At 73.3% G+C, this 12,927-nt stretch carries 13 protein-coding genes; all 13 read right to left on the minus strand.

Features of this window, described 5'->3' with window-relative positions; translation table 11 throughout:
• Positions 1-5 precede the first annotated feature (5 nt).
• Positions 6-1,271, minus strand: a complete 1,266-nt coding sequence (gene coaBC / locus A4A78_RS16340) for a bifunctional phosphopantothenoylcysteine decarboxylase/phosphopantothenate--cysteine ligase CoaBC (protein WP_062951046.1) — start codon at positions 1,269-1,271, stop codon at positions 6-8.
• Between the two features lie 34 nt (positions 1,272-1,305).
• Complete coding sequence (rpoZ, locus tag A4A78_RS16345; protein WP_062951047.1) at positions 1,306-1,668, minus strand: DNA-directed RNA polymerase subunit omega; 363 nt, start codon at positions 1,666-1,668, stop codon at positions 1,306-1,308.
• Positions 1,669-1,751: 83 nt separating this feature from the next.
• Positions 1,752-2,354 (minus strand): guanylate kinase, encoded by a 603-nt coding sequence (gmk, locus tag A4A78_RS16350; RefSeq protein ID WP_010550655.1) that lies wholly within the window; start codon positions 2,352-2,354, stop codon positions 1,752-1,754.
• Positions 2,351-2,677 (minus strand): integration host factor, actinobacterial type, encoded by a 327-nt coding sequence (mihF, locus tag A4A78_RS16355; protein WP_062951048.1) that lies wholly within the window; start codon positions 2,675-2,677, stop codon positions 2,351-2,353. The genes gmk and mihF overlap by 4 nt, the downstream gene beginning before the upstream one ends.
• 191 nt (positions 2,678-2,868) lie before the next feature.
• The gene (gene pyrF, locus A4A78_RS16360; protein WP_062951050.1) at positions 2,869-3,714 is read right to left on the minus strand and encodes an orotidine-5'-phosphate decarboxylase; all 846 of its coding nucleotides are present in this window, start codon (positions 3,712-3,714) and stop codon (positions 2,869-2,871) included.
• Positions 3,711-7,064 (minus strand): carbamoyl-phosphate synthase large subunit, encoded by a 3,354-nt coding sequence (carB, locus tag A4A78_RS16365; protein WP_062951052.1) that lies wholly within the window; start codon positions 7,062-7,064, stop codon positions 3,711-3,713. The genes pyrF and carB overlap by 4 nt, the downstream gene beginning before the upstream one ends.
• On the minus strand, positions 7,064-8,266 hold the full coding sequence (carA, locus tag A4A78_RS16370; RefSeq protein ID WP_062951054.1) for a glutamine-hydrolyzing carbamoyl-phosphate synthase small subunit: 1,203 nt from the start codon (positions 8,264-8,266) through the stop codon (positions 7,064-7,066). Before carA ends, carB begins: the two co-directional genes overlap by 1 nt.
• Positions 8,263-8,757 carry a hypothetical protein gene (locus tag A4A78_RS16375; protein ID WP_062951056.1) on the minus strand — a complete coding sequence of 165 codons (495 nt, stop codon included), beginning with the start codon at positions 8,755-8,757 and terminating at the stop codon, positions 8,263-8,265. The genes carA and A4A78_RS16375 overlap by 4 nt, the downstream gene beginning before the upstream one ends.
• Positions 8,754-10,085, minus strand: a complete 1,332-nt coding sequence (locus A4A78_RS16380; protein ID WP_062951057.1) for a dihydroorotase — start codon at positions 10,083-10,085, stop codon at positions 8,754-8,756. The genes A4A78_RS16375 and A4A78_RS16380 overlap by 4 nt, the downstream gene beginning before the upstream one ends.
• On the minus strand, positions 10,075-11,037 hold the full coding sequence (locus A4A78_RS16385) for an aspartate carbamoyltransferase catalytic subunit (protein WP_062951060.1): 963 nt from the start codon (positions 11,035-11,037) through the stop codon (positions 10,075-10,077). Before A4A78_RS16385 ends, A4A78_RS16380 begins: the two co-directional genes overlap by 11 nt.
• Entirely contained in the window at positions 11,034-11,645 is a 612-nt protein-coding gene (gene pyrR / locus A4A78_RS16390) for a bifunctional pyr operon transcriptional regulator/uracil phosphoribosyltransferase PyrR (RefSeq protein WP_062951064.1), read from the minus strand. Before pyrR ends, A4A78_RS16385 begins: the two co-directional genes overlap by 4 nt.
• 170 nt (positions 11,646-11,815) lie before the next feature.
• Complete coding sequence (gene nusB, locus A4A78_RS16395; RefSeq protein WP_082835383.1) at positions 11,816-12,361, minus strand: transcription antitermination factor NusB; 546 nt, start codon at positions 12,359-12,361, stop codon at positions 11,816-11,818.
• Positions 12,358-12,918: an elongation factor P gene (gene efp, locus A4A78_RS16400; protein ID WP_062951066.1), complete on the minus strand. Its 561-nt coding sequence runs from the start codon at positions 12,916-12,918 to the stop codon at positions 12,358-12,360. Before efp ends, nusB begins: the two co-directional genes overlap by 4 nt.
• Between the last annotated feature and the right edge of the window lie 9 nt (positions 12,919-12,927).

Here is a 12,927-nt window from a genome sequence, read left to right on the forward strand (position 1 = left end):
GGGGATCAGGGTACTTCCGGGAGACGACCGACGAGCTCGTCGAGCACGGCGTGGGCGACGAGGGTCTTGCTGCCCGCGGCGTGGGCGACCTCCTCGCCGTCGCGGTCCAGGATCCGCACCTCGTTGTCCGCGGCGCCGAACACCCCGGCGCTGACGTCGTTGAAGACCAGCAGGTCGGCGCCCTTGCGGCGCGCTTTCTGCCGGGCGAGGTCCAGGGCCGCGGCGCCGTCCCCGCCGGTCTCGGCGGCGAATCCCACGATCGCGGGGCGCGCGCCCCCGCCGCGGGACTCGACGCTGTGACGCAGGATGTCCTGGGTGCGGGCCAGCGCGAGGGTCGGCACGGAGTCCGGGGCGGACTCGTCCTTCTTGATCTTCTGGTCGGCGCGGCCGGCGGAGGTGAAGTCCGCCACGGCGGCGGCCATGACGAGCGCGTCGACCTCCCCGAGCTGGGCGGCGACGAGCTCGGCGAGCTCGGCGGCGCTGCCCACGTCGAGGCGGTCCGCGCCGGGCGGGGTCTCGAGCGCGACGTTCGCGGCGGCCAGGCGCACCCGCGCGCCGCGCACGAGGGCCGCATGGGCGAGGGCCCAGCCCTGTCGGCCGGAGGAGTGGTTGGCGAGGAAGCGGACGGGGTCGAGCTCCTCGCGGGTGCCGCCGGCCGTGATCAGCAGCTCGCGGCCGACGAGATCGCGCAGCGCTCCCCCGCGCTCGTCGCGCGGCGCGGCGATCGCGGCGCGGGCGGCGTCGAGGATCGCCTCGGGCTCGGGCAGGCGGCCCGGTCCGGAGTCGGGGCCGGTCAGGCGGCCGACGGCGGGCTCGAGCACGGTCACTCCCCGCTCGCGCAGCACGGCGACGTTCTCGCGGGTGGAGGGGTGCTCCCACATCTCGGTGTGCATGGCGGGGGCGACCACCACCGGGCCGCGGGTCACCAGCAGGGAGGCGGTGAGCATGTCGTCGGCGCGGCCTATCCGCATCCGCGCCAGCAGGTCCGCGGTGGCGGGGGCGATGACGGTGAGATCGGCCTGCTGGCCGTGCCGCACGTGGGCGACCTCGTCGACGTCCTCGAAGACGGAGGTGAGCACCGGGTGGTGGCTGAGCGCCTCCCAGGTCGCCCCGCCCACGAACTCGAGCGAGGCGGGGGTGGGGACCACCCGCACCTCGGCCCCTTCACCGACAAGACCGCGCACCAGGTGCGCGGTCTTGTAGGCGGCGATCCCGCCGCCGACGCCCACGAGGACGCGGGCTCCGGCGAGCGTGCGCGGCTGGCTGCTCATGCCTGCTCCGTGCGACGACCGGCGAGGGCCGGGATCAGAGGGGGAAGTCGGTCGGCGGGACCTCGGGGGCGTCGTCGCCGAGCAGCAGCGGGGCCGGGGCGTCGGGGTCCGGCTCGTTCTGCGCGGCGTACTCCTCCTCGTCGATCTCGCGGACGGTCAGGAGTCCCTCGTCGATCTCGCGCAGCGCGATCGAGAGCGGCTTCTCCTGGTTCTCGACGTCGACCAGCGGGCCGACGAACTCGAGCAGGCCCTCGGAGAGCTGCGAGTAGTACGCGTTGATCTGGCGGGCGCGCTGGGAGGCGTACAGCACCAGGGCGTACTTCGAGTCGACGGTCTCGAGGAGACGGTCGATCGGGGGGTTCGTGATGCCTTCGGGCTGTGCGACTGTTCCGGCCACGGATGTCCCTTCCTGGGTGACGACGTGCGACGCTCCAGGATACGCCACACCGCGCGCGGCGGCGAGGGCAGGAGCGAGAGGGGTCAGGTGAGGTCGTTCACGCCGAGCAGGCGTGCGAGCTCGTCGGCGGCGCGGTCCACCGAGTCGTTGACGATGGTCACGTCGAACTCGTCCTCCGCGGCGAGCTCGACCCTGGCGGTCGCGAGACGGCGCTCGCGCTCCTCCTCGTCCTCCGTGCCGCGGCCCACGAGTCGCTGCACGAGCGTGTCCCAGTCCGGCGGGGCGAGGAAGACGAAGCGCGCCTCGGGAAGGCTCTCGCGCACCTGGCGGGCGCCGGCGAGGTCGATCTCGAGCAGCACGGGGCGGCCCTCGGCGACCTTCTCCTCGACGGGGCCGCGCGGGGTGCCGTACTTGTTGCGGCCGTGGACCACGGCCCACTCGAGCATCTGGCCGTCCTCGATCAGGCGGGAGAACTCCTCCTCGCCCACGAAACGGTAGTGCACGCCGTCGACCTCGCCGGGGCGGGGCGCGCGGGTGGTCGCGGAGACGGACAGCCAGATCTGGGGGTACCGGGCGCGGATCGCCGCGGAGACGGTCCCCTTGCCCACCGCGGTGGGGCCGGCCAGGACGGTGACCGGGGCCGGTGCCGTCGCGGCGCCGGCCCCGGTGGGAAGATCAGGGCTCACTCGGAGAAGTGGGCGACGAGCTTCTCCGCCTGGTGCGAGCCGAGGCCGCGGATCTTGCGGGAGGGCGAGATGCCGATCTCCTCCATGATCTGCTGGGCCTTGACCTTGCCGACGCCGGGCAGGGCCTCGAGCAGGGCGGAGACGCGGAGACGGCCGACGACCTCGTTGGACTCGGCCTCGGCGAGGACCTTCTTGATCTCCTCGCCGCGGTGGCCGGCGCTGTCCTTGAGCCGCGCCTTGATGGCCGCGCGCTCGCGGCGTGCCTCGGCGGCCTTCTTCAGGGCCTCGGCCCGCTGCTCAGGGGTGAGGGGAGGGAGAGCCACTGTTCTTACCTCTTGTTCTGTCGCGGTTGTCCTGCGGGTCCGGGAGGAGCCCGGTGTGGGAAGAGCGTAACCCCATATTCGTGGCCGAGGGCACTTCTGACACGCTAAGTCCCAGGTCCGATGCGTTTCGGGGCCCCGACGCCGCCGTCCTCCGGCGATGTCGGGGCCCCGTGCGGGAGCGCTCCTCGGCCTCAGCGGAAGGTCGTTGCCAGCTCCACCGCGCGCTGTGCGAGCGCCGCCCGGTCCGGCCCTGCCGCGAGCAGTCCGCGGGACACCGAGACCAGGGCCTGACCAGCACGTTCACCGAAGACGTCGGCGATCTCCGCAGGTCCGGCGCCCTGGGCCCCGACGCCGGGGGCGAGGAGCGGGACCGAGGGCGCGGCGGCGTCCAGGCCGAGGCGGCGGTAGGCGTCGCCGACGGTCGCGCCGACGACCAGGCCGATGCTCGACCACTCCCCCGGCGCGGCGCCGCCGATCCTCTCGGCGTGTCGCGCGATCTCCAGCGCGACCGGCGTGTCCTGGCCGGTCCTCGCGTGCTGGACCTGCGGTCCGTCGGGGTTGGAGGTCAGGGCGAGGAGGAACAGCCCCTTGCCGTGGGCCAGGGCGAGCTCGGCCGCGGGGTCGAGGGAGCCGGTGCCCAGATAGGGGCTGACGGTGATCGCGTCGGCCTCCAGCGGTGCGCCGGGCAGCAGGTGCGCCTGGGCATAGGCGTCCATCGTCGAGCCGATGTCGCCCCGCTTCACGTCGAGGATCGTCAGCACCCCCGCCGCGCGGGCCGCGGCCAGCAGCTCCTCGAGCACCGCGACGCCGGCGCTGCCGTGGCGCTCGAAGAACGCCGACTGCGGCTTGAGCGCGGCGACATGACCGGTGACGGCCTCGAGCACCGTGCGGGAGAACTCCCGCAGCCCCGCGGGGCTGTCGGGGAGCCCCCAGGACTCCAGCAGCGCGGCATGCGGGTCGATGCCCGCGACGAGGCGGCCGCGCGCGGCCGTCTCCTCCTGCAGCCGCCGTCCGAAGCTCGCCGGGGCGGTGCTCATGCCGACGCCCCGGCCGTCCGCACCTCGCGCAGACGCGCGGTGTGGGCCTGGATGCTGTGGACCTCGAAGGGCTCCACGGGGCGCGCCTCGATCGCCTGGACGGCCGCCTGGAACTCCTGCAGCGTCGTGATCATCGGGACGTCCATGCTGGTCGCGGCGGCGCGGATGGCGTAGCCGTCGACGCGGGCGTTGGAGCCCGAGGGGGTGTTCAGCACGAGGTCCACCTCGCCCGCCTCGATGAGGTCGATGACGCTCGCGCCCTCGCCCTCCTCCGAGGCCTTGCGCAGCACGCGGCAGGGGATCCCGTAGCGTCCGAGCACCCGCCCGGTGCCCTCGGTGGTCAGGATCTCGAAGCCGAGCGCGGCCAGGCGCGCCACCGGCAGCGGGAGCGAGCGCTTGTCGCGGTCGGAGACCGAGACGAAGGCGGTGCCCGCGGTGGGCAGGCCCTGTCCGGAGATCGCCAGCTGCGACTTCGCGAAGGCGAGCGGGAAGGTCGAGTCCATGCCCATCACCTCGCCCGTCGAGCGCATCTCCGGGCCGAGCACCGAGTCCACGGCGCGTCCCTCGCGGGTGCGGAAGCGCTTGAACGGCAGCACCGCCTCCTTCACCGCGATCGGCGAGTCCTCGGGCAGGTCCGAGCCGTCGCCGGTCGCCGGGAGCACGCCGCCGCGGCGCAGGTCCGCGATGGAGGTGCCGGCCATGAGCAGCGCGGCCGCCTGCGCGAGCGGCACCCCGGTGGCCTTCGCGACGAAGGGCACGGTGCGGGAGGCGCGGGGGTTCGCCTCGAGCACGTAGAGCACGCCGTGGGAGAGCGCGTACTGCACGTTGAGCAGGCCGCGCACGCCCACGCCCTCGGCGATCGCGAGGGTCGAGGCGCGGATCCGCTCGAGCACCGGATCGCCGAGGGTGACCGGCGGCAGGGTGCAGGCGGAGTCGCCGGAGTGGATGCCGGCCTCCTCGATGTGCTCCATGACGCCGGCGAGGTAGAGCTCCTCGCCGTCGTAGAGGGCGTCCACGTCGATCTCGATCGCGGTGTCCAGGAAGCTGTCGATGAGGATCGGCGCCTCGGCGCGGCCCCCGTCGGGCAGGTTGCGTCCGACGTAGTCGACCAGCCCCGCCTCGTCGAAGACGATCTCCATGCCGCGGCCGCCGAGCACGTAGCTGGGGCGCACGAGCACCGGATAGCCGACCTCCGCGGCGACCTCGATCGCGTCGTTCAGCGCCCAGGCGGTGCCGTAGGGCGGGGCGGGCAGGTCGGCCTCGGCCAGGACGGCGCCGAAGTGGCCCCGGTCCTCGGCGTTGTCGATCGCGGCGGGGCTGGTGCCGATGATCGGCAGGCCCTCCGCCTCGAGGCGGCGCGCGAGGGACAGTGGGGTCTGGCCGCCGAGCTGGACGATGACGCCGGCGACGGGGCCGGCGGCCTTCTCCGCCTCGTACACCTCGACGACGTCCTCGAAGGTGAGCGGCTCGAAGTAGAGCCGGTCGGCGACGTCGTAGTCGGTCGAGACCGTCTCGGGGTTGCAGTTGATCATGACCGTCTCGTAGCCGCCGCCGGGCAGCTGCGGATCGCCGAGCGCGATCGCCGCGTGGACGCAGGAGTAGTCGAACTCGATGCCCTGCCCGATGCGGTTGGGGCCCGAGCCGAGGATCAGCACCGCGGGCTTCTCGCGGGGCTCGATCTCGGTCTCCTGGTCGTAGGTCGAGTAGTGGTACGGGGTGCGGGAGGCGAACTCCGCGGCGCAGGTGTCCACCGTCTTGTAGACCGGGTTGATGCCCAGCGCCTCGCGCACGCCCTTGACGACGTCGCCGCTGCGGCCGGTGAGCGCGCCGATCTGCTCGTCGGAGAGGCCGTGCCGCTTGGCCAGGCCCAGCAGGTCCGCGTCCAGCACGTCGCTCGCGCGGATCTCCGCGGCGAGCTCGGCGACGATCAGCATCTGGTCGAGGAACCAGCGGTCGATCGCCGTCGCCTCCACGAGGCGGTCGAGGGTCTCGGCGGGGTCGAGGATCCCCTCCGCCGCGGACCACAGGATCCGCGCGATGGCGACCAGGCGCTCGGAGGTCGGGGTGCGCACCTCGTCCAGGAGCGCGGCGACCTCGGCGGCGCTCGGCGGCGTGCCCGTGTAGTCCAGGGACGCGCCCTTGGCGTCGATGGAGCGCTGCGCCTTGCCGAGGGCCTCGGTGAAGTTGCGGCCCAGGGCCATCGCCTCGCCGACGCTCTTCATGGTGGTGGTGAGCGTCGGGTCCGCGGCCGGGAACTTCTCGAAGGCGAAGCGGGGCACCTTGACCACGACGTAGTCCAGCGCCGGCTCGAAGCTGGCCGGGGTGGTGCCGGTGATGTCGTTGCGGATCTCGTCGAGGGTGTAGCCGATCGCGACGCGCGCGGCGATCTTCGCGATCGGGAAGCCGGTGGCCTTCGAGGCGAGCGCCGAGGAGCGGGAGACGCGGGGGTTCATCTCGATCACGACGATGCGGCCGGTCTCGGGGTGGGTGGCGAACTGGACGTTGCAGCCGCCGGTGTCGACGCCGACCTCGCGGATGATCGCGATGCCGAGGTCGCGCAGCTTCTGCATCTCGACGTCGGTGAGGGTCAGCGCGGGGGCGACGGTGACAGAGTCGCCGGTGTGCACGCCGACGGGGTCGACGTTCTCGATCGAGCAGATCACGACGCAGTTGTCGGCGCTGTCGCGCATGAGCTCGAGCTCGAACTCCTTCCAGCCCAGGATCGACTCCTCGAGCAGGACCTCGGAGGTCGGCGAGTAGTGCAGGCCGTCGCCGCCGATGCGGCGCAGGTCCGCCTCGTCGTAGGCCATGCCGGAGCCGAGCCCGCCCATGGTGAAGCTGGGGCGGACCACCATCGGGTAGCCGAGCTCGTCGGCCGCCTCCAGCAGCTCGTCCATGGTGTGGCAGATCCGCGAGCGGGCGGACTCGCCGCCGACCCGCTCGACGACCTCCTTGAACTGCTGGCGGTCCTCGGCCTTGTTGATCGCCTCGAGGTTCGCGCCGATCATCTCGACGCCGAACTCCTCGAGGGTCCCGTTCTCGGCCAGGGCGATCGCGGCGTTCAGCGCGGTCTGCCCGCCGAGCGTCGGCAGGATCGCGTCGGGCCGCTCCGCGGCGATGATCGAGCGGATGATGTCCGGGTCGATCGGCTCGATGTAGGTGGCGTCGGCGATCTCCGGGTCGGTCATGATCGTGGCCGGGTTGGAGTTGACCAGGATGACCCGCAGGCCCTCCTCGCGCAGGACGCGGCAGGCCTGGGTGCCGGAGTAGTCGAACTCCGCTGCCTGGCCGATGACGATCGGGCCGGAGCCGACGACGAGGACGGAGGAGATATCGGTACGGCGGGGCATCAGGACTCCTTGTCGGCGGAGGCGGCGCGGTGCGCGACGGCGAGCTCCACCAGTCGGTCGAAGAGGGGCGAGGCGTCGTGGGGGCCGCCGGCGGCCTCGGGGTGGTACTGGACGGAGTAGGCGGGGAGGTCGAGGCAGCGCAGCCCCTCGACCACGTCGTCGTTCAGGCCCACGTGCGAGACGACGACCCGGCCGTAGCGGCCCCCGTCGTGGGGGGCGCTGTGCTCGCCCTCGAGCGGCACGTCGACGGCGAAGCCGTGGTTGTGCGCGGTGATCGCGACCTGACCGGTCTCGCGGTCCTGGACGGGCTGGTTGATGCCGCGGTGGCCGAACTTCAGCTTGTAGGTGTCGAAGCCGAGGGCGCGGCCCAGCAGCTGGTTGCCGAAGCAGATGCCGAAGAAGGGCACGCCTGCGTCGAGCACGCCGCGCAGCAGCTCGATCTGGTCGGTCGCGGCGGAGGGGTCGCCGGGGCCGTTGGAGAAGAAGACGGCGTCGGCACCGATCGCGAGGAGGTCCTCGAGGGAGGTCGTGGCGGGCAGCAGGTGCACGCGCAGGCCGCGGGCGAGCATGGAGCGCGGCGAGGCGCCCTTGATGCCGAGGTCCACGGCGGCGACGGTCGCGACCGCCTCGCCCTCGGGCTCGAGCACGACGGGCTGGGCGATCGTGACCTCCTCGACGAAGCTCGAGCCGGCCATCTGCGGCTGCTCGCGCACCTGGGCGAGCAGCTCCTCCTCCGAGGCCTCGAGGGCTTCTCCGGAGAAGATGCCACCGCGGGCGGAGCCCTCCTCGCGCAGCCGACGGGTGAGCATGCGGGTGTCGATGTCGCTGATGCCGACCACGTCGCTGCTGATCAGGAGGTCGTCGAGGCTCTGCTCGGCGCGGAAGGAGGAGGCGATGCGGCTCGCGTCGCGCACCGCGTAGCCGCGCACCCACACGCGGCGGGACTCCATGTCCTCGGCGTTCGCGCCGGTGTTGCCGATGTGCGGGGCGGTCTGCACGACAATCTGCCCGGCGTAGGAGGGGTCCGAGAGGGTCTCCTGGTAGCCGGTCATGCCGGTGGTGAAGACGACCTCGCCGAAGCGGGCGCCGCGGGCGCCGTAGGCGGAGCCGCGCAGCACGGTGCCGTCCTCGAGGATCAGCAGCGCGCGCTCGCGGCGCGCACGGCCCGAGGGCCTGGGGGTGGCGGGGGCGGGGGTGGTCATGCGTGCTCCTTCCGGGAGAGCAGGAGGTCGTGGTCGGTGCGCCGGTCGAGGCGCAGGCCGGTGTCCAGGAGCTGGTCGCCGAGGCTCCAGCGGATGATCAGCAGGCCGTCGCCGCCGATGAACTTCCCCGCCATGCCGGGCCCGGAGGTGACCTCCCGGACGGCCGCGGCGGGGATGGTGAGCGGCCCGGTGCCCTCGCGCTCGAGGTGCCAGGTGCCCTGCTCGCCGAGGCTGACCTCGGCGCGGGCGCGCTGTCCCAGGCGGTGGGCGACGACCCGCTCGAGCGGCTGCTCGGCGAGGACGGTGTCGACGTAGACCGCGCCGACGGGCCCGTGGGCGGTGGCCTCGCCGAGCTCCTCGAGCGTCTCGGCCGACGGGGCCGGCAGATGGGCCTGCGAGCGGCCCCGTCGGCGCCAGCCGAGCACCATCGCGCCGATCATCAGCGCGAACAGCACCGCCAGCAGGAGGACCGGGACGATCCGCCCGCTCACCTCTCCACCACCGCGCCGTCGCGCACGGTGGGGCGGCCGCCGAGCAGGGTGAGCCGGTTCGCGCCGGGCAGCTCGAGGCCCGCGAAGGGAGAGTTGCGGCCCTGGGAGGCGTGCTCGGCGGGGTCCGCGACCCGCACCGGGTGCGGGTCCCAGACGAGCAGGTGGGCCGGCTCCCCCACCGCGACCGGACGGCCGTGGTCCTGGTCGCGGCCGATCTCGGCGGGCTTCTCGGAGAGCACCCGGGCGACGTCGCGCCAGCTGAGGCGGCCCTCGTCGACCATCGTGGACTGGACCAGGTTCAGCGCGGTCTCGAGGCCGGTCATGCCCATCGCGGCCTGGTCCCACTCGCGGTCCTTGGCGTCCGCGGGATGGGGGGCGTGGTCGGTCGCGACGATGTCGATGGTCCCGTCGGCCAGGCCCTCGCGCACCGCCTCGACGTCCGCGGCGGTGCGCAGCGGCGGGTTGACCTTGAACACCGCGTCGAACTGGCGCACGTTCTCGTCGGTCAGCAGCAGGTGGTGCGGGGTGACCTCGGCGGTGACCGCGATGCCGCGCTGCTTGGCCCAGCGCACGATGTCCACGCTGCCGGCGGTCGAGAGGTGGCAGACGTGCAGGCGGGAGCCGACGTGCTGGGCGAGCAGCACGTCGCGGGCGATGATCGACTCCTCGGCCACGGCCGGCCAGCCGGTCAGCCCCAGCTCCGCCGAGACGAGCCCCTCGTGCATCTGGGCGCCCTCGGTCAGGCGCGGGTCCTGGGCGTGCTGGGCGATCACGCCGTCGAAGGACTTCACGTACTCCAGCGCGCGCCGCATCAGCACCGGGTCGTGCACGCACTTGCCGTCGTCGCTGAACACGCGGACGCGGGCGCGGGAGTTCGCCATCGCGTCGAGCTCGGCGAGGCGCTCGCCCTGGAGGCCCACGGTGACCGCGCCGACGGGGCGGACGGCGCACCGGCCGGCGGCCTCGCCGCGCATCGCGACCTGCTCGACCACGCCCGCGGTGTCCGCGACGGGGGTGGTGTTGGCCATGGCGTGCACGGCGGTGAAGCCGCCGCGGGCGGCGGCGCGGGTGCCGGTCTCGACGGTCTCGGCCTCCTCGCCGCCGGGCTCGCGCAGGTGGGTGTGGAGGTCGACCAGGCCGGGGAGGATCACGCAGCCCTCGGCGTCGATCACCTCGACGCCGTCGGGCGCCTCGAGCTCTGCGCCGATCGCGGCGATGCGGCCCTCGCGGATCAGGATGTCCTGCACGTCCTCGCCGTAGGGGCGACCGCCGCGCAGCAGCAGCGGGGCCGGGGAGCCGGTCGTGGCGGTGGTGGTGTCAGCGGTCACGGGGGGCCTCCCGGGCGTCGGTGGCGAGCAGATGGTAGAGCACGGCCATGCGCACGAACACGCCGGAGGCGACCTGCTCGACGATGACGCTGCGCGGGGAGTCGGCGACGGAGCCGGCGATCTCGAAGCCGCGGTTCATCGGGCCGGGGTGCATGACGATCGTGTGCTCGGGCAGCGAGGCGGCGCGCGCGGCGCTGAGCCCGTAGCGGCGGGAGTACTCCCCCGCCGTCGGGAAGAAGCCGCCGCCGACCATCCGCTCGTGCTGGACCCGCAGCATCATCACGGCGTCGGGACCGGTGGCGAGGGCCTGGTCGAGGTCGTAGGAGATCTCGCACGGCCAGGCGGAGGCGCCGACGGGCACCAGCGCGGGCGGTGCGACGAGCGTGACGCGGGCGCCGAGCAGGGTCAGCAGAAGCACGTTCGAGCGGGCGACGCGGGAGTGGAGGACGTCCCCGACGATCACCACGTGCAGGCCGTCGAGGCCCGCGTGCGGGTCGCCGGGCCGCAGGTGGCGGCGCATGGTGAAGGCGTCGAGCATCGCCTGGGTGGGGTGCTCGTGCGCGCCGTCGCCGGCGTTGACGATGGGCTGGTCGATCCAGCCGGCGTGGGCGAGCAGGTGCGCCGCGCCGGAGGAGCCCGAGCGCACCACGACCGCGTCGGCGCCCATCGCCTGGAGGGTGAGCGCGGTGTCCTTCAGCGACTCGCCCTTGGAGATGCTGGAGCCCTTGGCGGAGAAGTTGATGACGTCGGCCGAGAGGCGCTTGGCGGCGGCCTCGAAGCTGATCCGGGTGCGGGTGGAGTCCTCGAAGAAAAGGTTCACGACGGTGGTGCCCACGAGGGTGGGCAGCTTGCGGATCGCGCGGGACTGGGTCTGGGCCATGTGCTCGGCGGTCGCGAGGACCTCGAGGGCCTCCTCGCGGCGGAGGTCCGCGATCGAGATGAAGTGCCTCATGCGCGCCCCTCCCCCGTCGTGCGGGCCGGGCGGACGATGTCCACCGCATCGGTGCCGTCGGTCTCCGCGAGTTGGACGTGCACCCGCTCGCTGCGCGAGGTGGGCAGGTTCTTGCCGACGTGGTCGGCGCGGATCGGCAGCTCGCGATGGCCGCGGTCCACGAGCACGGCCAGGCGCACGGCGGCGGGTCGGCCGATGGCGCTGAGCGCGTCGAGGGCGGCGCGGACCGTGCGGCCGGAGTAGAGCACGTCGTCGACCAGGACGACGGTGCGACCGTCGATGCCGGCGGCGGGGATCCGGGTGGGGCTCGGCGCGCGGGTGGGATTGCTGCGCAGGTCGTCGCGGTACATCGTGATGTCGAGCGCGCCGTGCAGGTCGGCGAGGTCGGCGCCGTCGGCGCGGCCCTCGGCGCGGGCGATGAGCTCGGCGAGGCGGCGGGCGAGCGGCACGCCGCGATGCGGGATGCCGAGCAGGACGAGGTCCTCGGCGCCGTGGTCGCTCTCGAGGATCTCGTGGGCGATGCGGGTCAGCGCGCGCCGGATCTCCTCGGGGCCGAGGACGCGGGAGCTCTCGGCTCCCCTCTCCAGGGCAGGGTCGGTGCTGGTCATGCGGTGTTCTCCCTTCCACGCCTCACGGGACGTGTCGTTAAAGGGTCGGGTGCTCGTGCGAGCTGTGCCGAGTGTAGTCGGCAGGTGCGGGTCCGCCCCCGCCTGCCCGCCCCTCGGACGGGGACGCGCCCGGCGGGGGCGGAGGGGGCTGCGGAGCGGTCCGGTCCTGCTCAGCCGAGCAGGCCGCGCACGTCCACGAGCCGCTGCAGCAGGCCGTTGACGAAGCGCGGGGAGTCGTCGGTCGAGAGGACCTCGGCGATCTTGGTGTACTCGCCGATGATCGCGCCGCGCGCGCCGGGCTCCTCGCCGTGCAGCACTTCGGCGGCGCCGAGGCGAAGGATCGCGCGGTCCACCGCGGGCATGCGGCGCAGCGGCCAGTCGCGGGAATGCGTGGAGAGGTCCTCGTCGATGTCGACGGCGTGCGGGGCGTAGAGCTCGACCAGGGCGCGGGAGCGCTCGGGCAGCGGGGTCTGCGCGGCCGTGCGACGGAGCCGCTCGGCGAGCACGTCGAGCACGTCGGCCTGCTTGGCGTCGGCCTCGAAGAGCACGTCCAGGGCGCGGATCCGGTCGCGGGAGCGTCCGTGGAGCCGGTCCGCGGCGGCCGGGACGGTCCGCTCGAGCTCGACCTCCGCCCCCTCCCGGGTGGGGAGGGGGAGGCCGGTGGGGCGCGGGGCGGGCCGGTCGTCGGCGCCCTGCGGGGTCGAGCCTCGGGTCACTTCACGCGCTCGAGGTAGTCGCCGCTGCGGGTGTCGACCTTGACGCTGTCGCCCTCGTTGAGGAACAGCGGGACCTGGATCTCGCGGCCGGTGGTCAGGCGCGCGGGCTTGGTGCCGCCGCTGGAGCGGTCGCCCTGCAGGCCGGGCTCGGTGAACTCGATCTCGAGCACCACGGAGGCGGGCAGCTCGACGAAGAGCGCGTTGCCCTCGTGGAAGGCGATGACGACGTCCTGGCCCTCGACCATGAAGTCCTTCGCGTCGCCCACGACCTCCTCGGTGAGGCTGGTCTGCTCCCAGTTCGAGGTGTCCATGAAGACGTACATGTCGCCGTCGAGATAGGAGAACTGCATGTCGCGGCGGTCCACGGTGGCCGTCTCGACCTTCACGCCGGCGTTGAAGGTCTTGTCCACGCCCTTGCCGGACAGGACGTTCTTGAGCTTGGTGCGCACGAAAGCGGGTCCCTTGCCGGGCTTGACGTGCTGGAACTCGACCACGCTCCAGAGCTGCTGGTCGATGACCAGCACCATTCCGTTCTTGAGGTCGTTCGTCGTCGCCATGGGTCTCCT

The sequence above is a fragment of the Brachybacterium sp. sponge genome, from assembly GCF_001613775.1.
GTDB lineage: Bacteria > Actinomycetota > Actinomycetes > Actinomycetales > Dermabacteraceae > Brachybacterium > Brachybacterium conglomeratum.

Coding starts and splice junctions, on each gene's coding strand:
- carA (WP_062951054.1), bottom strand. CDS start 8,266: ATGACCACCCCCGCCCCCGCCACCCCCAGGCCCTCGGGCCGTGCGCGC.
- carB (WP_062951052.1), bottom strand. CDS start 7,064: ATGCCCCGCCGTACCGATATCTCCTCCGTCCTCGTCGTCGGCTCCGGC.
- coaBC (WP_062951046.1), bottom strand. CDS start 1,271: ATGAGCAGCCAGCCGCGCACGCTCGCCGGAGCCCGCGTCCTCGTGGGC.
- efp (WP_062951066.1), bottom strand. CDS start 12,918: ATGGCGACGACGAACGACCTCAAGAACGGAATGGTGCTGGTCATCGAC.
- A4A78_RS16385 (WP_062951060.1), bottom strand. CDS start 11,037: ATGAGGCACTTCATCTCGATCGCGGACCTCCGCCGCGAGGAGGCCCTC.
- pyrR (WP_062951064.1), bottom strand. CDS start 11,645: ATGACCAGCACCGACCCTGCCCTGGAGAGGGGAGCCGAGAGCTCCCGC.
- pyrF (WP_062951050.1), bottom strand. CDS start 3,714: ATGAGCACCGCCCCGGCGAGCTTCGGACGGCGGCTGCAGGAGGAGACG.